Genomic DNA, 21,478 nt, shown 5'->3' with positions numbered 1-21,478 from the left:
TCTGGTGGGAGGCTTCGGCATCCGCCTCGACCAGTTTGCGGACGTGGCGGTTGTCCGCGATCGTGATCGGCATGAGCCTCGCCACATGTCGGTGTGCTACGGGGAGTGGGCGCCGTGGAGCTGGCAGGTACGCTCGCTCAAAGCATCGGCCGTCCGCCGGTGACCTCGTAGAGTGCGCCGGTGGTGTAGCTCGATCCTTCCGAGGCAAGCAGCACATAGGTCGCTGCAAGCTCTGCCGGTTGCCCGGGACGCTTGAGCGGCGTGTTCTTGCCGAACTCCTTGACCTTCTCAGAGGGCATTGTCGACGGGATCAGCGGCGTCCAAATCGGCCCGGGAGCGACCGCGTTTACCCGAATGCCGCGTTCAGCTACCAGACCTGCAAGTCCGGCGGTGAAGTTGGCGATCGCTCCTTTGGTAGTGGCGTAGGCAAGCAGTGCCGGCGAGGGACTGGTCGCGTTGATTGAGGATGTGTTGATGATGGTCGAGCCGGGTTCCATGTGCTTCACTGCTTCCTGGGACAGATAGAACATCGCATAGACATTGGTGCGAAAGGTGAGATCCCATTCCTCCGCGCTGATGTCCTCCAGCTTCTCGAACGACGCCTGGTGGGCTGCATTGTTGACGAGGATGTCCAGGCGCCCGCATTCATCGATAGCTCGCTGCACAAGCGACCGCGCGAAGATTTCGTCCGAGATGTCGCCGCGTGCGAGCACCGCCTTGCGCCCCGCTTCCTCGACCAAGCGCGCCGTCTCCTGCGCGTCTTCGTCCTCTTCAAGATAGGAGATCATGACGTCGGCGCCTTCGCGTGCAAACGCGATAGCCACCGCCCGGCCGATGCCCGAGTCCGCGCCGGTGATCAGCGCGACGCGGTCCGTCAGCTTACCGCTGCCGCGATAGCTCTCCTCTCCGTGGTCGGGCCGTGGATCCATCTCGTCGGTGTAGCCGGGCATGTCCTGCTGCTGTTCGGGAAGCGGCGGCTGAGGATATTTCTGCTGGGCATCCTGCATGTCAGGTCCTTTTTTGGTTGGAGTTGCGGTTGTGTCGATCCGGTTCCGTGATCGGTCCCTTGGCGGCTTTCGAGCCACCGCCCCATTCCTCGGCCTTGCACGCTTGGTCGCCGCCCATGAGGTCCGGCGAACCGCGATTTGCGGTGCCGCTGTCGGTCTTGTTCAACTCGTGCTCCTTCTTGCGTGTGGTCAGTCTTTCTCGCCGGCGGTAATCATCGACCTCAGCGGCTCTTGCGCCACATTCGCCTCGATTTCCGCGCGTCCGGGGGTATCCGGTAGCGCCTTGCGGAAATTTCTCGCATAATCCGGTGGCATCTTCGGTGGCATCATCGGTTCGTACGGGTCGACCACGGCCTCGATGACCACCGGACCCTCAGCAGCCAGGGCAGCGTCGAGAACACCTTCCACCTCCTCGGCGCGAGAGACGCTGTAGCCGATGCCGCCCATGGCTTCGGCGGCCATGGCGAAGTCGATGGGCTGGAGTTCGCAGGCGAATTGCGGGTTACCGAGGAACATCATCTGCTCCCAGGCGATCTGATTGAGCATGCCGTTCTTGAGCACGAGCACCTTGAGTGGGACCCGGTACCGAACTGCCGTCGAGAACTCGCCGAGTTGCATCGCGAGACCGCCGTCGCCGACGACCGCGAAGACCGGCCGGCCGGGAAAGGCCAGGCCCGCGGCGATCGCATAGGGCAGTCCGCATGCCATCGAGGCCAGCGCGCCCGAGACGCCGAAGGCCTGCCCGTCACGCAGCTCGATATGGCGGGCCGCCATCTCGGTGTTCTGGCCGGAATCGGCAACCAGGATCGCATCATCGGGCAATCGTTTCCCAAATGCGCGTGTAACCACCTGGGGCTTGAGCGAAGTGGCGGCCTTTTGCTCCGACTGCGCCATCATCTCGCGCCAGCGTCGCATGCCCGCCTGCGCCTTCTCGAGGAAGCTGCGATCATCCTTGCGCTTCAGGCGCCTGTTCAGCAATCGCAGCGTCACGGCGGCATCGCCGGCAAGGCCGGCCTCAACGGGATAGCGCAGGCCGATGCGCTGCGGGTCGCGCTCGATCTGCACCCCGCGCGCCTGTCCCGGCTTCGGGTAGTATTCGATGTAGGGAAAGGTCGAGCCGACGACGAGCAGCGCGTCACATTCCTCCATGATTTCCTGCGACGGCAGCGTGCCGAGAATTCCGATGCCGCCAGTCGTCAGCGGGTGATCGTCGGGCAAGGCAGCCTTACCGAGCAAGGCCTTTGCGACGGGGGCACCAAGCAGCTCCGCCGTCTCTTCCAACTCGTGCCTGGCACCAAGCGCGCCCCGACCGGCGAGGATCGCGACCTTCGTCGCCCCGTTCAGGATCTCGGCGGCTTTCGCAAGTTGTTCTTCGTCGGGAAGCCTGCTTCCTTCGAACCAACGATCCGGCGTATGCGACGGTTTGTTGCGCTTCGAGCGCTTGGCTTGGTAGAGCGTGTGCTCCTGCACATCGCTGGCGATCGACAGATGCGCAACGCCGCGACGTGCCAGCGCCGACCTGCAGGCGAGACCGGCCAGGCTTTCCATATGCGCCGCGTCGGAGACCTGCGCGTTGAAGACGGCGACATCGCTGAAGACGCGCGTCAAGTCGACATCCTGCTGGGTGAAGGTCTCGATGAGGTCGTGGAACTGCATGCCGGTAATGGCGAGCACCGGCGCTTGGTCGAGCTTGGCATCGTAGAGTCCAGTCAGGAGGTGTGTGCCGCCAGGGCCGGAAGTTGCGAGGCAGACACCGAGCTTGCCTGTCCATTTTGAGTAGGCGCACGCCATGAACGCCGCGGATTCCTCGTGCCGCACCTGAATGAAGCGGATGCGGTCCTGCCGCTTGCGCAGCGCCTCCATGATGCCATTGATGCCGTCGCCCGGCAGGCCAAAGATGATATCGACGTTCCAGTCGATCAGCGTCTCGATGAGGATGTCCGCGGCGGTCGGCATGTCTCAGTCCTTACCGCGATGCGGATCCCGCCGCCTGGCTGCTCTTGTTCGCGGTCTTGTCAGTCTTACGCTGGTCTTTGTTGCCGCCGCGATTGCCGCCATGCAACTCGTCGGAAGATTGAGCGGTCTTGCCGTCTTCCAAATTAGTGGCCATGCGCAAAGCTCCCTACATCCGGCCTGCCTAACCAGAAAGTCGGTGAGATGTTCCGTGCCCGAAGGCAAGGCCGCCTAGTCAGGTGCCGAAGGCAAACGTGTCAGTACCACCCGATGAGGCGCTGTTCGGCAGTCAGCGGCTGAACAGGCGAGGTGCGATCGAACAGACGAAGGCATCGAACTGCTGCGAGGCCGAGGATTGCATGTAGTGGCCGAGGCTGTCTGATCGCCAAAAGCTCTCGCGGCAGAGCTGGCCGATGTTCAGGTCGCGTCTTCGCAGGTCCCTATAGCCAGAGCGCAACGCCGCCCGGACCGTCCCCATAGGCGAACTCCTCGCACCCCTCGTCGACGATTTCTCGCCCGGGATTCCGCCTCAGTGGCGAAAGGACTCGTTCGTCGCGCACACCGCGGCGGGCGATGTGCGCCTCGACCATGCGGTGCCTGGCGTGCCGGTAGTCTGGGATGGCACCTCGATAGCCTTAAAAAGACGGCAGGCTTAGTCGTCCTGCCTGCGCTTGTGGTGCTCGCTCTCCTGGTTTTCGCCGCGGATCATCTGGCGATCGTCCTTGTCGGTCAATTCCACGCCCTCGTCGCGTAGATTGGCGCCGTCTTGCCGCGCCTCGCGCTCCTGCTTGGTTCTCTTCAGCTCATCCTCGGCATTGAAATCGTCGCCGGCATTGCTGGTGTTCTCGCGCTTTTCGATGATGCGCAGCTGCTGCTCGTGGGTCTTCCGGCCGGCCATGGCAAGGCGCCTCCTACTTGTTCGTGCGTCCGGTCTGGTCAGGATTGATGCCGCCCTGAGGCGTGACATCGTTCTCGACATCGCCTTCGAACGTATTGTCCCCATCGAGAGCATCGTTCTCGTCGAGCATATCGCCGCCCTTGACCGCGCCCTTCGAGGTGCCGATTCCCGGGTTGTCTCGCAGATCCTTGTCCGTGGGCTGTTTAGTCTTGGGGTGTTGGTTGGTCATGGAATTTCTCAGCGCTGGTTGAGCTTGGACGAACGACGGTCCTGGCGCTGTCCAACTTCAACGTGGAGAAAATGTTCCGGAACATATTCGCTTGTCAGGTGCGCGTAAGCGGCCAGGCGGCCGCCGTCTCGGCTAGCGAAACTCCAGGCATGCCACATTACATCCCATTCCGAGGCGAATTGGCAGGCTAAAGTGAAAATCGAGACGGTCGAAAGCTTGCAAGGAGTGGGTGCTCTGTTCCGGTGGCGATCTCGGTTGCAAGCAGTTCGCCGGCAATCAAGCCAAGTGTTGCGCCGCTGTGGCTGAAGGCGACGTAATACCCCTCGATCTCCCGCAACTGGCCGAAGACCGGCTCGCCGTCTCCGGGGATCGGCTTGGGCCCGACACCGTAGCTCTCCAGTTCCAATTTCGGATGACCGTCGAGAACATTCGACGCTTCGTCGAGAAGCCCCTGGATGGTCGATGCTTTTACGCGATAAGTCCCGTCCGGATTGACTACCACCTCTTCTTCCGACCAGGCAGAATCGAGCGCGAGGGCGCCATCAGGCGTCGGCCGGATGGCGACGCGCGGCGTGTTGAGCACGGCGCGTAGCGGCAAGTCGACTGGCTTGGTCCTGACCAGCAGCGCGATCGGTGTCCCATCGGCAATACGCTGACCGGCCACTGCGACCATTCGCGGCACATCCGCACCGGTCGCCAGAAGCACCGCGTTGGCGGCGAAGCTGATCCCGCTGGTGGTGGTGACGCCGGTGGCGCGGCCGTTGGCGACGGTGACGGTAGCGCGTCCGGCCTCGGTGACCACCTGGCCGCCCCGCTCCACGAATTCCGCGATCAATATTTCAATCAGCGACGGCAGGTCGACCCAGCCCTCGCCCGGGTTGAAGATCGCGCCTTGAGGCGTGACAGCGCTTGCGCAGACACCCGGCGCGACCAACCTTATGGCGTCCGCGGACAGATGCTGCGCATCATAGCCGAGACGTTTTTCGTGAGCGAAGACATCGGCGATCTCGTTTGAGGCATCGTCCGCATCCCACGTCAGGCCACCGTCGAAACGCAGCCAGGCGGCATCCGGGCATCGCGCCGACAAACTGCGGTAGCGGTCGATACCGATCATGCGCAGGCGATGATATTCAGCCGAGCGCCTGCGCGCCGAATTGATCCAGGCGAGCGAGCGACCGGAAGCTCCCTTGGCGAGCGGTCCATCATTGACCAGCACGGTCTCGATGCCGAGCCTTGCAAGATGAACGGCCGAGGAGACGCCAAAAATGCCGCCGCCGACAACAACGACCTTGGAAACCTGATGTGATGCAGCCATGAGATATCTTTCACTGGTGGAGGTTGGTTTGGGCGGCCGTCTTGAAGGCTCATGCGTGATCAAAGCACTTCGGCAAGGAAGTGCTTCAGACGCGGGCTTTTCGGCGTGTCGAAAATCGCGGCAGGCGTGCCGGCCTCGATGATGCGGCCTTCATCCATGAAGACGACCTGATCGGCGACCTTGCGGGCGAAGCCCATTTCATGCGTCACCACGACCATTGTCATGCCGCGCCGGCCGAGATCCGCCATGAGGTTGAGCACACCCTTCACCAGTTCTGGATCGAGTGCGCTCGTTACCTCATCGAACAAGATGACCTCCGGGTCCATCGCCAATGCACGAGCGATTGCCACACGCTGCTGCTGGCCACCGGAAAGGCTCCCTGGACGATGGTGTTTGCGGGTCGCAAGCCCGACGTCGGCAAGGCGCGCCTCGGCGATGCGCTCAGCTTCCTGTACAGGGAGCCCCTTTACCTTGGTCAGCGACAGCATGACGTTTTCGAGCGCGGTGTGGTCGGGAAACAGATTGAACTGCTGGAAAACCATGCCGACACGCCGGCGCAGTTTTTCAGGCTTCATCGCCAGGATGCTCGCACCATCGAGCAACACCTCACCGCCCTTGGGCTCGACCAGGCGGTTGAGGCAGCGCAGCAGGGTCGACTTGCCCGAACCTGATGGGCCGATCACGCATGTGACCGTGCCAGGCTTGACTGCCAGGCTGACGCCTTTGAGAACATCGACGTCGCCATAGGCCATGTCGAGATCGGTAATGGCGAGACTGCCGCCCTTGAAGCGGGGCAGCGCTGAGCGGGCATCAGAGCCGGCCTCCGAAAGTGCACTGCCGGTGGCGCCCTCCAGTTCGCTCACTTCGGCCAGGCCGCTGATGACGAGGCCGGCCTTTTGCTTTCCGACCCGCAGCGAGTTGTCGATGTAGTTGACCACATGGGTCAACGGCACGGTGATGACGAGATAGAACACGCCGGCCAGAAGCAATGGCGAGAGGTTTCCGGTGACCACTGCCTGGTCCTGGCCGACACGGAAGATCTCGCGCTCCGAGGCGAGCAGACCGAGGAAGTAGACAAGGCTTGAATCCTTGACGTTGCCGATGAACTGGTTGACGAGGGCCGGCAAGACGCGGCGGATGCCTTGCGGGATCACGATCAGGCGCATGCCTTGGCCGTAGCTCATGCTGAGCGCCCTGCAGGCCTCCATCTGCCCGCGCTCGACGCTCTGGATGCCCGAGCGGAAGATTTCGCCGATATAGGCGCCGGCGATCAGGCTCAGCGCAAGAATGCCGAGCGGAAAGGGCGAAGGGCCGAAGATTTCACGGCCGATGCGGGCAAAGCCCTGGCCTATCAGCAGGATGGTGACGATCGCCGGCAGCCCACGGAATATATCCGTGTAGACCCGCGCCGGAATGCGCAGCCAGCGCGATTGCGAGATGCCCATGACCGCCAGGATCATGCCGAGGATGACACCCAGCACCGTCGACGCGGCGGCGAGGATCAACGTGTTCTTCAATCCGATGGTGATCATGCTGGGCAGCACGTCCGCCATGGCCTGCCAGTCGAGGAAACTGCGCCGCAGGTTTTCGAGCCAGTTCATTCGCCCCCCTTTCGGTTGCGCTATTCACATCGTCCGCATCAAGGACGGCGGCGTAATCCGGCCGCCGGCATGAGAGCCAGCGGCCGGGTACGGTCTACTTCTTGGGAAGATACTGGTCGGGCATCGGCGAGCCGGGGAACCACTTTTCATAAAGCGTTTTCCAGGTGCCGTCCTGCATGGCCGCGTGAAGGGCGGTGTTCAGCGCATTGCGGAGCTTGTCGTTGCCCTTGCGCAGGACGAAGCCGGCCGGCGCGTCAAAGGAAGGAATATTGACCGCGATCTTCAGGTTCGGATAGCGAACGCCATAGTCCTTGGCAGCCTCGTAATCGAGGAAGTGGGCATCCACGGTTCCGTTGTTAAGCGCCGAAACGGCGGAGTTGTTGTCGGGGAATTTGACGAGATCGGTTCCGACAAAATTCTTCGCCGCGTAGATTTCCTGGAGCGTGCCTTGCACGACGCCGAGACGTTTGCCCTTGAGCCCGTCCGCCGACGTGATCGCCTTGTCGGCAGTAAGCACGGACAGATAGCCTGCGATATACCCGTCGGAAAAGTCGACGGTCTTCTTGCGTGCTTCCGTCGTGCCGATTGCCGCGACCGCGACATCGAAACGCTCGTTTGCAACCGAAGGCATCAGCGCCGAGAATTCCTGGCCGGTGAAGATCACCTGGTCGGGCTTGAAGCCAAGGCGGCTCGCGACGTTGCGGAACAATTCGATGTCGAAGCCGGTGAACGACCCATCGGCCTGGGTGAAAGCGTAGGGTTTGGCATCGCCCATGGTTCCGACGCTGATGACCTTCGCATCAATGAGGCCATAGGGATTGTCATCCGCGGCGGCCGCTCCTGAAACCAGCCCGGCGCCGACGCACATCGCGATAAGAGCCATTGCGCCGGTTCTGACCGGGCACATCAACGACTTGAGAATTTCTTTCCTGCTCATGTCTTTCTCCACTCTGAAGGTCTGTTCTTGTTGGTATTTCCGTCGAGCCGCCATCTGGCGCGCCGACATGCCCTTGCCGAAATCACGGTCCGTCACGCCTCTCGGCTCCACTCCTTTTAAAGAGACCGGTCTCATATTGCGTGAGACCGGTCTCTTTGTTAATCGTTATCGCCACGTTGACCTCCCGTCAACAACTCTTGTAGTCGTCATCCGATGAAAAGAACCGCCCCCAAGACCCCGTCGATAACGGTCAGCGACGTCGCCCGCGCGGCCAATGTTTCGAAAGCGACAGCCGCGCGCGTGCTCGGCGGATACGGCGTCGTCAGCGAAATGATCCGCGCGGAAGTCATGGCCGCGGCCAAGGCCTTGGACTATCGTGCGAACGAGCTCGCCCGCAGCATGACGACCGGCCGCTCCGGCATCATCGGCGTGGTTGTCGGCGACATCGAGAACCCGTTCTTCAGCCTCGCGGTACGCGGCATCAGCGACGCGGCAAAGGCAGCCGGGTTCAACGTCATCCTGGCCAATTCCGGCGAGAAGATCGAGGCGGAAAAGGCGGCCGTGAAACTGCTCATCGGCAAGCGCGTCGACGGGCTGATCGTCACGCCGTCGGAATCGCGCGACATCGCGCACCTGCGCGATATCCACCGCTCGGGCCGACCGCTTGCCCTGCTGGATAGGGCGCTGGCAGATCTGGATGTCGATACGGTCACGACCGACGATCGCGGCATCGCCATGCTGGCGACCCGCTTTCTAGCCGATGCCGGCCACCGCAACATCGCCTATGTGACCGCGGTCGACGCCGAAGGGCACGAGTACCGCGATCTCGGGCAGATCTACACCTCGTCGGTCCGTGAGCGCATCGACGGTTTCCTCACCGTGTGCCGAGAGGCCGGACTTGATCGGCCAGAACGCTTTGTTCGCCTTGGCGCGACAAGCCCCACCGAAACGCGCAGGGTTGCCGGCGAGATGCTGTCGGCGCCGGATCGGCCGACGGCGATCCTCGCCTCCGACAGCGTCATTGCGCTGGAGATCTTCAAGGTGACCCGCGAGCGCGGCCTGCGGGTTCCCGACGACATTTCGCTCATCACTTTCCATGATGCGGACTGGACGAGCGTCACCACGCCGCCCATCACCGTTATCGACCAGCCCGTCTACGCGCTTGGCAAGAGCGTCGCGGAATTGCTCATCCGGCGATTGAAGGGAGATTCCCGCCCGGCGGAAAAGCTCGTTTTGCCGACCGCCATCATTGCACGCGGATCCGTTGGCCCGCCCTCGAATGGAAAGCCGCAAGTGCGCCAAGCATAGGTGTGACGGCGATACGGCCCACATGAATACGTTAGAACAAGGTCGACGCACTCCGCTTTAAGAATGTACGTCGATCAACCCAGCAAGCACCCTGATCGCAATGCCGCGTCCACCGTCTTCGGGACGGCACGTGCCGGCTCATGGTTTGAAGAGCGTGACGATGAGCCAGATGCCCGGCTACTTCTTGGGCCTGCCTGGCTTCAGGGCCGCCAGAAGATTGGTGATCCTGCCCGCCTTTCGGTTGCGGATCTCGGCCTCGTTCTTGCGGCGCATCGCGGCGCGGACAAGCCTGGCGCCGAGATAACGCAAAGGCTCGGGCGGCAGCGACATGCGCCGCTCGATGCCGACCAGACCACTTTCGCTCCAGCGATCCTTTCGCTCGAGCACCAGGCTCGCCAGAATGCGTCCGGCTATCGGCGTCTGCGCGATGCCGGTGCCGTTAAATCCCATGCCGTAGAAGATATTGGGATGATCGCGCAGGTGGTCGAAGACAGGAACGTGTTCAGGCACGCAGTCGATCGGCCCCGACCAGTCATATTCGATCGCCACACCGCGCAGCGAGGGGTAGACCCGATGCAGCTCTCGCATATTGTCGCGACCGTGCTCCGGGCTGCGGTTGAAGCTGGCGCCGAAATTTCCACTGAAGGCGACGTTGCCGCTGCCACGACCGAAGACCACCCTGCCCCCGATGGTGCGCTGGTAGTAGAGCACCTGGGCCTGGGAATCGCAGATCGAGGCACCGTCGCGCCAGCCGATGCTGTCGAGCAGTTCGGGAACGGCGGCAGTGGCAATCACCTCGCTGCCGACCACATAAAGATGCCGCCGCAGTTCCGGCAGCGCGGAAAGCCAGGCGTTGGCGGCAAGCACGATTTTGTCAGCCCGTACCGCGCCATGCGCCGTGCGCACCGTGCATGTCATGCCGGGTTCGATGGCGAGGACCGGGCTGCGCTCATGGATGATGACGCTGCGTGCCAGTGCCAACTTGCGCAATCCGATGGCAAGTTTGGCGGGATGGACCGTGCCGGCAGTGGTCTCGACCACGCCGACATAGGAGGCCGATGAACCGGTGCGGCGTTGAATGTCCTCGGCTGTCAGCGGGCTGAAACGGTTTTCTCCAACAGCCGCCGTCAAGGCCACGGCGGTCTCCCAAGCGCCTTCCTGCGCAATGGAGCTTGCTGTCCACAACCATCCGTCCAGCCTCAGGTCCATGTCTATGGTGCCGTTTTGCTGCAGCGTCTTCAGCTCCGCGATCGATGCCACCGTGTCGGCGCACAGCAGGCGCGCTTCCTCGAGACCGACGACCGCACTGATCTGGTCGATTTCGGCGAACCATGAATGGACCTGACCGCCGTTGCGCCCCGAGGCCCCCGATCCGCACAGATCGGCTTCAAGGATGACCACCCGCGTTTGCGGCGCCAGCTCAAGGATCCGCAGCGCCGTCCACAGACCGGTATAGCCGCCACCGACGATCACCACGTCGGCGCGCTCGTCGCCTCGCAATGGCTCGGTTGCGGGGGCGGCGGCAATGTCCTGCAGCCAAAACGACCGGTCAGATGCAAGCGCGACCGCAGGCTGCCGCAAACGAATTGTACTCACGCTTGGGCTCCCTGCGCATCGACAATGAAGCTGGCATATTTGGCTGGCAGCCAATCGGGTATCGGACGCGGTCTCTGGGGAAACCCGCCAAGATGGGTGCAGGTCTGCGCCGCCGCGATCGACGCCCTGTGCAATGCCTCCAGGGCGCCGAGGCCGCCGAAATGGAAGCCGGCGAGGAAAGTGGCAATGAAACTGTCGCCGGCGCCACACGTATCCACGACATCGACAAGCGTCGCCGGCGCATGCACGACATTCGTGCCATCGTCGAAGTAGGAGCCGCGTCGACCACAGGTCAAAACTACCTGCCTTGCGCCGGCCGCCCTGAGCGCGCCCAGCGATGGCTCGATGGGAACATCGACATCGTCCGGTCCGGACGCAAACAAAAGCGGGACACCATCGAGCGGCAGCGCCATATGGGCGGTCGATAGATCGATGCTGAACGGCACATGGTCCGCCACCAATCGTTGGACAAGGTGCTTGTTGGCGTTGGTGCCGAGATGCACCCAGTCGGCCGCGGCGATGACCGCATAATGCGCGGGCAGCGGCATGAAGTTTTCGCCCACACCGAAGGATTCGTGCAGGAACTTCCGGTCGCCGGATTCATCGCGCAGCAAGGTGACGGCCGTATCGCCGGGACGCCGTTCGACGTCGTCGGGGGATAGGCCGGCACCTGCCAGCTCGGCAAGCACCACGTCGCCTTCGGGATCGTTCCCGACGGCGCCGAAATAGCGCGCGGACCAGCCGTTGCGCCGCCATTGCGCCGCGACATTCAAGGCGTTGCCGCCCACCGTCATCAAGTTGTTGGTCAAATAGGCATCAAGGCAATTGTCCCCGACCGCGATAAGCTTCTTCGACCTCATGCCGGCACCGTTGCGCAATTGAGGTATGGCGCGATGGCGCCAAGGCAGCGTGTCCAGGCTTTTACCGGATCGAGCGCGTAGGAGCCGTTGCCGAACGGCTCGAAGGTGAACTTTCCGGCATAGCCCAGGCGCGCGAGCTCGCTGACATAGTGGCCGAGCGGCAGCGTGCCATCCCCCCACACCAGATGCCCGCCTGGCGTGCCGTCGACCAGATGGACATGCGCCAGCCGCGAGCCGAACAGGTCGACATAGCCGGCCACGGTGTCGCCGGCCGTGGCCATGGCGACAGTGTCCAGCACGACGTCGATGTTTTCAGCGCCCACCTCGTCCAGCATTTGGCGCAGGCCTGCCGCATCATTGACGAGGTTGCTCTCGAACCGCTGCAACGGCTCGAGCAGGCAGCGCACCTCGTTTGCGGCGGCATGCCGGGCGATCTCGCCGATCGCGTCGACCGCGCGGTCCCATGCCGGTTGCCGGGATTGGCTCTCGTAGCCCCGGCCGGGCGTCAGGAAGAGACAGCGGGCGCCAAGCGCCGCGCAGATGTCGGCTGCACGGCAAAACCGCTCGATGCTGTCCTGGCGCAGTGCGGCGTCGCCGGAGGCAATGTTGATTGGATACAACACCTGCTCAGGCGTAAAGCACCAGGCCGACAGCTCGTTGTCGGCGAGTATCCGGCGAACGGATTCGACACGCGCGTCCGTGGCGTGGAACAGGTCCAGATGCTGGGCAATCCCCCACAGCTCGATCTCGCGCAGGCCAAAGCCTCGGATCGTCCTGGCGACCTCATCGAAGGGGAAGTGCTGGAAGCTGAAATTGGCTCCGATCAGCTGATGAGCAGCGAGCTGCGGCATGAAGGCTCCTTTCGGGAATTGTTATTTGCCGATGCCTTCGGCCAAGCCACGGATGAAGTAGCGTTGCGCGCCAAAGAACACGATCACGATAGGCAGCGCCGAGATCGTCATGGCCGCGAACACCACGGCATAGTTGGTCCCGTGGGTTGCCATGATCGACGTCAGTCCGACCGGCAGCGTCTGCACATCCGAGCCGCTCGTGAAGATCATGGCGAAGAGATATTCGTTCCACGCGAACAGGACGTGCAGGATGACGCAGGAAATGATGATCGGCCGGCACAGCGGCAAGGTGATGCGCCAGAAGATCTGACCCTCGCTGGCGCCATCCATCGTCGCCGCCTCGTCGATGTCTTCAGGCAGATCCAGCATGTAGGCGCGGATGAGGAAGGTGGTGAACGGCACACGGAACGCCGTGTAGAGAATGATCAGCGCCCAGTAGGTGTTGTAGAGACCGAGCGCCTGCAACATCTTCACCAGTGGAATGATCGCCACGGTGGGGCTCAGCATCAAGCCGCCCAGAACGATGGCAATAACCAGCGGCTTTGCCGACATCTTGGTGCGGGTCAGGCCGAAGGCCGTCCAGGCGCTGATCAGGACGGTGCATATGGCCGAAGCGACGGTCACCAGCACCGAGACTGTCACGTAGCCACGCACGCCCTGGTTCCATGCCTGCATGTAATTGTTCCACGACCAATGGGTGGGCAGGGCGAAGGGATCGCCGAAGATCTGCGCATTGTCCTTGAAGCCGCTCAGCGCCATCCAGATCAGCGGATAGATGACGACGACACCAAGGCAGACCAGGAACGAATAGAGCAATGTCCTGGCGATGACCGACCACACATTCACGTTCCGGCTGCGACCGGCTGCGACCATCGCACTCATAGCTGCACCCGGCGGCGCTTGGTGTACCAGAGCTGTGCCGCACCTGTGAGCATGGTCAACATGAAGATGACGGCGGCGATCGCCGCGCCATAGCCGAAATTGTCCTCGATGAAGGCCTTCTGGTAGAGCCACGTGCCCAGCACCTGGCTGCTGTTGTTAGGCCCGCCTGCGGTCATCACCATAACCTCGTTGAACACCTGGAACGCGCCCGTGATGGTGACGATGATCATCAACCCCGTCATTTCCCGGGTGAGCGGAAAGGTGATGCTCCACAGGCGGCGAAGCGGACCCGCGCCGTCGATCGTTGCGGCATCGTAGAGGTCGCGCGGAATCTTCTGGATGGCAATGGCGAACAGCAGCGTCGAATAGCCAAAACCCTGCCATTGGCTCATGGCGATGATGGCATAGATGGCGGTGTGCTCATTGCCGAGCCAAGGCATGACGAGCTGGCTCAGTCCAACACGGCTGAGCGCGGCATCCAGCAAGCCGATCTGCGGCTGGTAGATGAAATAAAACAGCAGGCCGGTCACCGTGATCGAGATTGCCGACGGCACGAAATAGACGGCGCGCCACAGCCGGCGCCAGCTTTCGCTTTTCAGGTCCTCGATAATGGCCGCCAGCAGGAACGCGCCGAAGACCTGGAAGATGACGGAGATGAGAGCGTAGAGGCAGTTGTTCCACAGCGCCAGCAGCACGACCGGGTCATGCAGCAGCCGGTCGTAGTTGGCGAGGCCGACATTGGTGACCTCGCCGGTGTAGATGTCCTGGTCGGTGGTGCTGACGATGAAATTGTCGACGATCGGATAATAGACGAACCAGCCGATGAGGATGAGCGCGATCGCCGCCCATCGCAACGACAACAGGTTGGCGAAGCAGGCCCGCCGGCTCTTTGGCCGTTGCGGCCTGGCGACGCCGATGTCGGCGCCGCTGTCCACTGTGTCCGAGGCCCTTGCCATGCTCGCTGCTTTATTTGGCCGCGGATGCGGCTTTGCGCACCTCGTCCATCACTTGCTCGGGCGTCATCGAGCCGCCCGCCAGCGCCTGCAGGCTGGACAGCCAGACGGCGGCGACGCGCGGTGGGTTGGCCGTATCCAGCCAGGGCATGAGGTATGAGGCGGCGTTGATATCCTTGAGGCCATCGACCACAGCCGCGCTCATGTTCGATTCCGAGGCGCCGCCGATGGTGGCGCTCGGCTGGCCATAGGGTGGCGCAGACAAGACCTGCGCATTTTCCTTCGAGGTCACGAACTTCATGAAATCGATCGCCAGCGGGATGTTCTTCGATGCCGCATTGATCATGTAGCCCTCCGGCGCGCCCTCGATCGACTTGGCGTCACCCTTGGCGCCGGCGGGCACCGGCAGCCGGAAGAATCCGAAATCGGCGGGCTTTAACGCCGACTCCGGCGTGGCGGCCTGATCGAACTCGATGATTTCCTGGTAGTACATGGCCGACTGGGCGTTGGTGAAGGCCTGGAGAGCCGAGGCATAGGATGTGCCGTTGACGCCGGCGCCATCGGTGCAGCGCTCGACAAGCTGGCTGAACTGCTTGAGTGCTGCGACATAGCCTGGATCGCTGTATTGGGCGGTGGCCGGATCGAAGTCGCGTTCCAGCGTTGCCTGCGGCACGTTGTAGGCGAGCAGCTGGCCTGCAAAGTGGATCGCCGGCCAAGCCTCCTTGTTGCCGAAGGAGATCGGTGTCACGCCGGATTTGCGGATGGCATCGCAGCTGGTCAGCAAGTCCTCGAAAGTGGCGGGTGCCTTGAGGCTGAGCTTGGCGAAGATCTGCTTGTTGTAGCCCATGAACTTGGCATCCTGGTAAAGCGGAATGCCATAGAACTTGCCGTTGTACTGGAACGCCTTGACGGCGGCTGGAGACAGCGACTTGCCCCACTCGGTATCGGCAGCAATGACGGGCGTGAGATCAACGGCGCGATTGCCGCGCACGAAATTGCCACCCCAACTGCCTGTCCAGGAGAAATAGATATCGGGCAGCGAGTTGGAAGCGACCAGCGTCTTGGTCTTGCCCTTCACGCTGTCGTCGCTCTCCTGGATAAGTTCGACCTTCACATCCGGATGGAGCTTCTCATAGGCCTGTGCCAGGTTGACGAAATAGGGCGACAGCTGTTGCAGCCCGAACTTGGTCAGGACCGAAAGCGTGCCGGTGTATTCCACCTTGGCGTTTGGGTCGGCCGTGACAGCCGGCGAAGCGGCGGAACTGCCGCTTATCGACAACCCCAATGATGATACCGCGGCCACCGTGACCGCCACGACTTGCAGCGAACGTTTCATGGATAGCTCCTTCAGAGGTAAGAGGGGATCAATATTCCACGCGTTTGTAGTAGCGACGGGTGGTCAGCGGGTGGTTGCGCAGCACCTCGAGATGGGCGCTCAGCCGCTCGAGCAAGGTGGCGAGCAGAACCGGCGAGATCATGCCGCGGACCTTTGCGGAGATGCCCGGCAACTTGACCGAGGCCGCGTCCAGCGTGCGAACGCGGTCCGTGTAGCGCCTGGCGAAGTTCTCGACCCGGTCGGCCAGGGGCCGAAGGGCATCTTCGCCCTTGAACACGAAAACGCTGACGCCCGGCTCGACCAACTCGAGCGTACCGTGGAAGAAGTCGGCGGCGTGCACCGGGCGGGTGCGAATCCACTGCATCTCTTCGAGGATGCACATGCCGTAATAGTGTGCCTCCGGCCACACCGAGCCGGCGCCGGTGAAGATGTGATAGGTATCGTCCTTGATTGTCTGGGCCAGTTCGGCCGCCCTGTCCTCAAAGGCAGCCTTGGCGTCGGCAAGCAGATCCGGCAGCAGTTTGAGTTCGGCGACAGTGCCATCAAAATCATCATATTCGCCGCGCTCTTCCAGCAGGGCCAGGACGATCAGCAGCGTCTGCAGGTAGAAGGATTCCGACGAGGTGTCGTCTTCGGCGAAGTTCGTGAAATTGTGGTCAGCCTCCCGTGCGATTGGCGTATCCGAATGGCCGGTGAGCGAAATCGTGCGCACACCACGTTTTTTCAGAAAGGCCATGAGCTCGACGCCTTCCTTGGTCGTGCCCGACAAGGACGGGATGACCACCACGGCCTTGCTGTCGAGACCGGCGGGCGGATCGATCACGACCTGCGCCGGATAGGCACCGCTCACCGGGAAGGTGGAACAGCGCTGCGCCAACTCGATCGCGGGCAAGGTTAGAAGCTGCACGCCGCCGGTGCCCATGAAAAACAGCCGCTCGACGCCATCTGCCAGCAGTGTGCGCATCAGTGAGCGAACCTCACCTGCGACGGCGACGGCCCCGCTTTGGATCTTCACGAAGCGGTCCCTATCGAAGTTCAGCATGACGTTTTCCTTGTATTTCGCATGTTACAGGCCTCTAGCCCGCCTTAGGCGTCGGTGGGCCGTCTAGCTCGTTTTCCCGATGTGAGATCGATCTCACAAGCAATAATGGGCACGCAATTTCGCCAATGGCAAGTCCTTTAGACGAAATTCTCCGAAATCGAGGGGTTTGCTCTTTAGCGCACAGCGCGCCGGGCAACCGATCCGCGTACGATCAAGCGGGTCTGAAATCGGGTACGGCGCGGTGCAACCTTTTTGCCGGCAAGCCGCTCCAGCAGGTATCTGGCGGCGAGCGGTCCGATCTCGGAGATGGGTTGCGCCACGACCGTTATCTGCGGATCGGTGAACGTGGCGAGGTTGAAGTCATCGAAGCCAACCACCGACACATCATGCGGAATCGAGAGCCCCATTGAACGCAGGCCAAGAAGCGCGCCTTGCGTCATGAGGCTGTCCACCGTGAACAGTGCGGTCGGGCGATTGCGCCGGCTGAACAGGCGGATCGTGGCTTCGATGGCGTGCTCGACGGTCGAGCGCGATACGCCGATGAGCGCTTCATCGATTGCGATCCCATGCGAGTGGAGCGAGTTTTGGTAGCCAGCCAAGCGTTCCTGTGCCGTAAAGATGCGTGACTCGTCGCGCAAAAGACCGATCCGGTGGTGACCGTTGCCAACCAGATAGTCCACTGCCTCGCGTGCCCCGCCCTCGTTGTCGACGACGACGCTGTCGCATTGCAGGTCCTTTACCACGCGGTCGATGAGCACGATCGGCGCGCCTTCGCGGGCCAGTTGCACAATATGCTGGCTGTCGGTTGCAGACGTTGGGGCAAGGATGAAGCCGCGAATGCTGAGCGAGCGAAGGCTCTCAAGCAGTTCTTTCTCCTGTTCTACATTCTCCTCGCTGCTGGCAATCAGAAGATTGTGGCGGTGCTTGCGCAGTTCCACCTCTATGTCGTGCGCGATTCGGGCGAAGAACGGATTCTGGATATCGCCAGGCACGAAGCCTATGATCGGCAATTGTCCGCTGCGCAGCGCCTGCGCGACGAGGTTGGCCCGATAGCCCAGCCTTTCGGCTGCCTCAACCACGCGGAGCGCCGTCTCGTCGCCAACGTAACCATAGCTGTTGAGCGCCCGGGCGGCCGTGGCGCGCGACACCTTAGCCGCTGCGGCAACGTCCTTTAGTGTGATTCCTTTCTGGGCCACAGGTAACCGTCCTTCTTGGATCTGAACATTGCGTCAGATCATTCTCGGCTCGTCTTGCGGGCATCGTTGTGCGGCATATCGGACGATTCTCAAACTGCGAACATAGCTTTCGCAACTCCTTGCCACCTAATCGAGATACGCGCGCTGTTTGGCTATCTGGAAATTTGATCCACGAATGCACCTACATGTTGTGCAGTCAGTTCATTGCCTTGCACTGCCAGCATACGGCAATGAGTTCACGCCATGGTCCAGGCGGCCTCCCTGGCATCGATCATAACACCGATGGAGACGACTAGCCTTGCCGCCAAACTCGTCCAGCGATTGGAGGCGAGCTTTCAAAAAGGTCGAGCCAGACGCTCAAGGCCCGCTGCACGGAGAGCCACAGGCCGGGGGACTCTGAGCAAATCGGGAATCTGAGTCGCTTGCTCTGAACCGTCGGCATCATGCTGCTAACCGGTTTTGATCCTCCGGGGCTCCGCATTGGCAATAGCGACGAAAATGCTGTCGAGCAGACCCTTGTCGCGGAAGGAACTTGCCAAGCAAGGGCACCTCGGCCAAGTACGCAAACAACGCCCGGAGACAAGGCGCATCCGGCAGCACCCTTTTGGGGCCAGATAGAGACTCAGAAACCCAAAGCTTTCATCTTCCCGCTATTGAAAACGGAGGGACTCGATCGTGACGCGTGCGCCCGACCATCCCCAACGGTGGGCTCCAAACTGATCGAAACTTCTCGTCGACCTTTGCTAGGTGATTGATCATCGGGGAGACCAAAGCCGAAACGCTGGGGTTGGTGTCTCCAGGGACGCTGAACGAAGCTTCAGGGAAAATCCCAAATCTGCCGATTTCCCTGGCGCTGTCATTGCAACGATCGAGACAATAAGGGAGACCGGACCGGAGGCACGAGAGGCCGCGTCCTTTTCGTGGGATCGCTCCTCCAAACCGTTTGCCGCAATTTAGAGATGTTGCCTTGACCCCGCACTAGCGTCTACTGCATCTGCTAGTAGGAGCGTCACGAATGGCGAGAAAGTCTGTCCGACGCAAGTCAACGATTTATGACATCGCGGTGGCGGCAAAGTTGTCCCCGACAGCGGTTAGTCTCGTCCTCAATGGCTCGTGGCAACAGCACCGGATCAAGGCGGAAACCGCAGCGACCATCCTCGATTGGGCTGAGCGGCTTGGCTATGCTGTCAACCTCAAGGCACGAGGATTGCGGCTTTCCCGATCCGGGCTCGCTGGAATGATCTTGCCACATTACCGCAATCGCTTCTTCGCCGGATTGGCCGAAGCCTTTGAAGCGGAATCCCGCGTCCACCGCTTGTGCCCGATCGTCGTCAGCACCCATCGCAATCCTGATAACGAGTTGAGTGTGACGGAAACCCTGCTGGCCCAGCAGGTGGAATTTCTCTTCCTTGCGGGCGTTCGTGACCCCGATCCGCTGAATGATCTGTGCCGGGCAGCGGGCGTCCGGTGCATCAACATCGATCTGCCAGGCCGCCGGGCTCCCTCAGTTGTTTCTGACAACTACGGGGGTGCCAAGGCGCTCACAGAGATCATTGTTCAGAAATTGAAAGAACGAGGGGGCTCCACCGAAGATCTCTTCTTCTTTGGCGGGGTCAGCGATGATGACGCAACACGTAGCCGTTTGCTGGGTTTTCACGATGCGCTGGCAGCGCATGGGATTGTTACGGGCCCGGGCACGATTGACTGCTGCGGATACGCACCGACCAACGCTGCTCGGTCTCTCGCTGCACGATACGCTCAGCTTGGGCATCTGCCCTCAGGTATGTTCGTCAACGGCGTGACCGCTCTTGAAGGAACATTGCGGTTCACTTCGACGCTAGCCTCAAGTGAGCTTGGACGGGTTGTTGTCGGAAGCTTCGACTGGGATCCATTCGCGGCGCATTTGCCCTTCGATGTGACCATGGTCCGACAGAATGTCGAGGTGATGATTGCTGAAGGATTTTCGCTTCTGGAGAATTATTCGATAGACCACTTTCCGCTGGTGACCGTACCGACCAGCTTTGGGCGAACCGGAGAGCATGACGGCGCCCAAGAAGATTGGGATTCGGCATCCAAATCGAGCATCGACCACTAGCAATTCTTTGTCGCAAGACATCGTTGCAGAAGTTCAACTCCGTTCATCAGCACCTCGGATCTGGGTAGCACCGCCTCCACCCAAGGCTGGCGGGGGATCGCATGTCGTTTCCACGGGTGCAGCCTGAGTGCGAAAGGGCGGATCGTTTACATCAATCGACAAATGTTTTTAGACGCCGGTGGCGTGACCGCCTTGCTAAATCTATTTAGCACCTTGACCGGCCGGCATTCAAAGTCTTTTATGGCGCGTTCTGGGAGGAATGCGGCGCCGAGTGCGTCAATGCCGTCGGGCACAAAGGGGTGGGCCAAACAAAGCCGACATGGGCAATAGGCAACCCAAAAACTCGTCAATCAGGGAGGAATTAAATGTTAGCAAAAACTATACTCGCGGCAGCGTTCGGCGCAGCCCTTTCGGTCGCCACAATGAATGCTGCGCTGGCGAAGGACGTCAAGGTTGGAGTCGTCGTGAAGATCGGCGGCATTCCCTGGTTCAATGCCATGGAAACGGGAATAAAGGAAAAGTCGAAAGAGCTTGGCGACGACGGCTTCATGGTCGGGCCGACCAGCGCCGACCCGGCACTTCAGGTCCGCGCGATCGAAGACCTGATAGCTCAGGGCGTCAGCGTAATTGGCGTCGTGCCGAATGATGCAAACGTTCTCGAGCCGGTTCTAAAAAAGGCGCGCGACACGGGCATCAAGGTCATAACCCATGAATCGCCGGACCAGGTGAACGCTGATTGGGACTTCGAAATGGTCTCGGCCGTTGGTTTCGGTGAGGCCCATGCCAAACTATTTGCCGAGAAAATGGACGGCAAAGGCAAGTACGTCGTGTACGTGGGTTCTCTTACCGTGCCCGCACACAATGCCTGGGCCGATGCTGCAATCGCCTACCTGAAGAAGAACTTTCCCGACATGCAGATGGTTGGCGACAGATATGGCGTCGCCGAGAGCGCCGATGACAGCCGAAAGACGGCTCTGGATGTGCTTGCCGCCAATCCTGACCTCGGCGGCTTCCTGACGTTCGGCAGTCAGGGACCGATCGGCGCCGGACGCGCGATCGAGGAGCAGAAGCTTGGTGACAAGGTGGTTCTTGTCGGTTCATTCTCGCCTAGCCAAGGCAGCGCAATGCTCAAGTCCGGCATTATTGACGGCGGCTACATGTGGAATCCTCTGGAAGCGGGCAAAGTATTCGTAACAATGGCTGATTTTCTGGCGGGCGGCGGTGAAATCACCGACGGCATGACGATCGAAGGTCTGGGTGTCGTTCATCCTGACTTCAAAACCGGCACCATCATCGTGGACGCTGTGCAGCCTATCACGGTCGAAACGGTCGATGGTCTTGCAGCCCTAGGGCTTTAGATGGCGGACCATGGCTGGCGTGCCGGGGTGGCAGATCAATCCCGGCACGCCCCATCCTTGT

21 protein-coding genes are annotated in these 21,478 nt (G+C 61.4%); 3 read left to right on the top strand and 18 right to left on the bottom strand.

Going from position 1 to position 21,478, the window contains the following annotated elements:
* Positions 1-137: 137 nt before the first annotated feature.
* From AC3CCE_RS25555 to AC3CCE_RS25510, 10 genes are all read right to left on the bottom strand, one after another.
* Complete coding sequence (locus AC3CCE_RS25555; RefSeq protein WP_027050197.1) at positions 138-1,007, bottom strand: SDR family oxidoreductase; 870 nt, start codon at positions 1,005-1,007, stop codon at positions 138-140.
* A 1-nt stretch (position 1,008) separates the two neighbouring features.
* A complete protein-coding gene (locus AC3CCE_RS25550) occupies positions 1,009-1,173 on the bottom strand; it encodes a hypothetical protein (RefSeq protein ID WP_023710084.1) in 165 nt (54 codons plus the stop codon).
* A 23-nt stretch (positions 1,174-1,196) separates the two neighbouring features.
* Positions 1,197-2,963 (bottom strand): thiamine pyrophosphate-dependent enzyme, encoded by a 1,767-nt coding sequence (locus AC3CCE_RS25545; protein WP_023710085.1) that lies wholly within the window; start codon positions 2,961-2,963, stop codon positions 1,197-1,199.
* A gap of 10 nt (positions 2,964-2,973) precedes the next feature.
* Complete coding sequence (locus AC3CCE_RS25540) at positions 2,974-3,117, bottom strand: hypothetical protein (RefSeq protein ID WP_023686882.1); 144 nt, start codon at positions 3,115-3,117, stop codon at positions 2,974-2,976.
* 132 nt (positions 3,118-3,249) lie between these two features.
* A complete protein-coding gene (locus AC3CCE_RS25535; RefSeq protein ID WP_023707234.1) occupies positions 3,250-3,438 on the bottom strand; it encodes a hypothetical protein in 189 nt (62 codons plus the stop codon).
* A gap of 174 nt (positions 3,439-3,612) precedes the next feature.
* Complete coding sequence (locus AC3CCE_RS25530) at positions 3,613-3,858, bottom strand: hypothetical protein (protein ID WP_023667758.1); 246 nt, start codon at positions 3,856-3,858, stop codon at positions 3,613-3,615.
* Positions 3,859-3,871: 13 nt separating this feature from the next.
* The gene (locus AC3CCE_RS25525) at positions 3,872-4,087 is read right to left on the bottom strand and encodes a hypothetical protein (protein ID WP_023667757.1); all 216 of its coding nucleotides are present in this window, start codon (positions 4,085-4,087) and stop codon (positions 3,872-3,874) included.
* A 187-nt stretch (positions 4,088-4,274) separates the two neighbouring features.
* Positions 4,275-5,402 carry an NAD(P)/FAD-dependent oxidoreductase gene (locus AC3CCE_RS25520; RefSeq protein ID WP_023710086.1) on the bottom strand — a complete coding sequence of 376 codons (1,128 nt, stop codon included), beginning with the start codon at positions 5,400-5,402 and terminating at the stop codon, positions 4,275-4,277.
* A 59-nt stretch (positions 5,403-5,461) separates the two neighbouring features.
* On the bottom strand, positions 5,462-7,003 hold the full coding sequence (locus tag AC3CCE_RS25515) for an amino acid ABC transporter permease/ATP-binding protein (protein WP_023710087.1): 1,542 nt from the start codon (positions 7,001-7,003) through the stop codon (positions 5,462-5,464).
* Positions 7,004-7,097: 94 nt separating this feature from the next.
* Positions 7,098-7,940, bottom strand: coding sequence for an ABC transporter substrate-binding protein (locus AC3CCE_RS25510; RefSeq protein ID WP_352627033.1), 843 nt, complete (start codon positions 7,938-7,940; stop codon positions 7,098-7,100).
* A 213-nt stretch (positions 7,941-8,153) separates the two neighbouring features.
* Here AC3CCE_RS25510 and AC3CCE_RS25505 point away from each other — a divergent pair, with 213 nt between their 5' ends.
* Positions 8,154-9,248, top strand: a complete 1,095-nt coding sequence (locus tag AC3CCE_RS25505) for a LacI family DNA-binding transcriptional regulator (RefSeq protein WP_352627024.1) — start codon at positions 8,154-8,156, stop codon at positions 9,246-9,248.
* Between the two features lie 177 nt (positions 9,249-9,425).
* Here the strand turns inward: AC3CCE_RS25505 and AC3CCE_RS25500 are convergent, their stop codons facing one another.
* The 8 genes from AC3CCE_RS25500 to AC3CCE_RS25465 form a co-directional block, all read right to left on the bottom strand.
* A complete protein-coding gene (locus AC3CCE_RS25500; protein WP_352627022.1) occupies positions 9,426-10,898 on the bottom strand; it encodes an NAD(P)/FAD-dependent oxidoreductase in 1,473 nt (490 codons plus the stop codon).
* On the bottom strand, positions 10,841-11,704 hold the full coding sequence (locus tag AC3CCE_RS25495; protein WP_023749047.1) for a PfkB family carbohydrate kinase: 864 nt from the start codon (positions 11,702-11,704) through the stop codon (positions 10,841-10,843). The genes AC3CCE_RS25500 and AC3CCE_RS25495 overlap by 58 nt, the downstream gene beginning before the upstream one ends.
* On the bottom strand, positions 11,701-12,555 hold the full coding sequence (locus tag AC3CCE_RS25490; RefSeq protein ID WP_352627020.1) for a sugar phosphate isomerase/epimerase family protein: 855 nt from the start codon (positions 12,553-12,555) through the stop codon (positions 11,701-11,703). The genes AC3CCE_RS25495 and AC3CCE_RS25490 overlap by 4 nt, the downstream gene beginning before the upstream one ends.
* Positions 12,556-12,576: 21 nt before the next feature.
* Positions 12,577-13,437: a carbohydrate ABC transporter permease gene (locus AC3CCE_RS25485; protein ID WP_023714949.1), complete on the bottom strand. Its 861-nt coding sequence runs from the start codon at positions 13,435-13,437 to the stop codon at positions 12,577-12,579.
* On the bottom strand, positions 13,434-14,393 hold the full coding sequence (locus tag AC3CCE_RS25480) for a carbohydrate ABC transporter permease (RefSeq protein WP_023682778.1): 960 nt from the start codon (positions 14,391-14,393) through the stop codon (positions 13,434-13,436). Before AC3CCE_RS25480 ends, AC3CCE_RS25485 begins: the two co-directional genes overlap by 4 nt.
* 10 nt (positions 14,394-14,403) lie before the next feature.
* On the bottom strand, positions 14,404-15,726 hold the full coding sequence (locus tag AC3CCE_RS25475) for an ABC transporter substrate-binding protein (RefSeq protein ID WP_023686870.1): 1,323 nt from the start codon (positions 15,724-15,726) through the stop codon (positions 14,404-14,406).
* A gap of 28 nt (positions 15,727-15,754) precedes the next feature.
* On the bottom strand, positions 15,755-16,768 hold the full coding sequence (locus AC3CCE_RS25470) for an SIS domain-containing protein (RefSeq protein ID WP_023686869.1): 1,014 nt from the start codon (positions 16,766-16,768) through the stop codon (positions 15,755-15,757).
* 173 nt (positions 16,769-16,941) lie between these two features.
* Entirely contained in the window at positions 16,942-17,964 is a 1,023-nt protein-coding gene (locus AC3CCE_RS25465; RefSeq protein ID WP_023686868.1) for a LacI family DNA-binding transcriptional regulator, read from the bottom strand.
* A gap of 1,015 nt (positions 17,965-18,979) precedes the next feature.
* On the opposite strand from AC3CCE_RS25465, the gene AC3CCE_RS25460 reads away from it, so the two are divergent.
* The gene (locus AC3CCE_RS25460) at positions 18,980-20,059 is read left to right on the top strand and encodes a LacI family DNA-binding transcriptional regulator (protein ID WP_023667744.1); all 1,080 of its coding nucleotides are present in this window, start codon (positions 18,980-18,982) and stop codon (positions 20,057-20,059) included.
* Between the two features lie 365 nt (positions 20,060-20,424).
* The gene (locus tag AC3CCE_RS25455) at positions 20,425-21,417 is read left to right on the top strand and encodes a substrate-binding domain-containing protein (protein WP_352627016.1); all 993 of its coding nucleotides are present in this window, start codon (positions 20,425-20,427) and stop codon (positions 21,415-21,417) included.
* Positions 21,418-21,478: the final 61 nt, after the last annotated feature.

The sequence above is a fragment of the Mesorhizobium sp. P160187 genome (assembly GCF_057766425.1).
This window is presented reverse-complemented; position numbering and strand designations above follow the sequence as displayed.

Bases quoted from the DNA above. Each gene is read 5' to 3' on its own strand.
- AC3CCE_RS25555 (WP_027050197.1), bottom strand. From the start codon at position 1,007: ATGCAGGATGCCCAGCAGAAATATCCTCAGCCGCCGCTTCCCGAACAG.
- AC3CCE_RS25545 (WP_023710085.1), bottom strand. From the start codon at position 2,963: ATGCCGACCGCCGCGGACATCCTCATCGAGACGCTGATCGACTGGAAC.
- AC3CCE_RS25540 (WP_023686882.1), bottom strand. From the start codon at position 3,117: ATGGCCACTAATTTGGAAGACGGCAAGACCGCTCAATCTTCCGACGAG.
- AC3CCE_RS25535 (WP_023707234.1), bottom strand. From the start codon at position 3,438: ATGGGGACGGTCCGGGCGGCGTTGCGCTCTGGCTATAGGGACCTGCGA.
- AC3CCE_RS25530 (WP_023667758.1), bottom strand. From the start codon at position 3,858: ATGGCCGGCCGGAAGACCCACGAGCAGCAGCTGCGCATCATCGAAAAG.
- AC3CCE_RS25525 (WP_023667757.1), bottom strand. From the start codon at position 4,087: ATGACCAACCAACACCCCAAGACTAAACAGCCCACGGACAAGGATCTG.
- AC3CCE_RS25520 (WP_023710086.1), bottom strand. From the start codon at position 5,402: ATGGCTGCATCACATCAGGTTTCCAAGGTCGTTGTTGTCGGCGGCGGC.
- AC3CCE_RS25515 (WP_023710087.1), bottom strand. From the start codon at position 7,003: ATGAACTGGCTCGAAAACCTGCGGCGCAGTTTCCTCGACTGGCAGGCC.
- AC3CCE_RS25510 (WP_352627033.1), bottom strand. From the start codon at position 7,940: ATGAGCAGGAAAGAAATTCTCAAGTCGTTGATGTGCCCGGTCAGAACC.
- AC3CCE_RS25505 (WP_352627024.1), top strand. From the start codon at position 8,154: ATGAAAAGAACCGCCCCCAAGACCCCGTCGATAACGGTCAGCGACGTC.
- AC3CCE_RS25495 (WP_023749047.1), bottom strand. From the start codon at position 11,704: ATGAGGTCGAAGAAGCTTATCGCGGTCGGGGACAATTGCCTTGATGCC.
- AC3CCE_RS25490 (WP_352627020.1), bottom strand. From the start codon at position 12,555: ATGCCGCAGCTCGCTGCTCATCAGCTGATCGGAGCCAATTTCAGCTTC.
- AC3CCE_RS25485 (WP_023714949.1), bottom strand. From the start codon at position 13,437: ATGAGTGCGATGGTCGCAGCCGGTCGCAGCCGGAACGTGAATGTGTGG.
- AC3CCE_RS25480 (WP_023682778.1), bottom strand. From the start codon at position 14,393: ATGGCAAGGGCCTCGGACACAGTGGACAGCGGCGCCGACATCGGCGTC.
- AC3CCE_RS25475 (WP_023686870.1), bottom strand. From the start codon at position 15,726: ATGAAACGTTCGCTGCAAGTCGTGGCGGTCACGGTGGCCGCGGTATCA.
- AC3CCE_RS25470 (WP_023686869.1), bottom strand. From the start codon at position 16,768: ATGCTGAACTTCGATAGGGACCGCTTCGTGAAGATCCAAAGCGGGGCC.
- AC3CCE_RS25460 (WP_023667744.1), top strand. From the start codon at position 18,980: ATGGCGAGAAAGTCTGTCCGACGCAAGTCAACGATTTATGACATCGCG.
- AC3CCE_RS25455 (WP_352627016.1), top strand. From the start codon at position 20,425: ATGTTAGCAAAAACTATACTCGCGGCAGCGTTCGGCGCAGCCCTTTCG.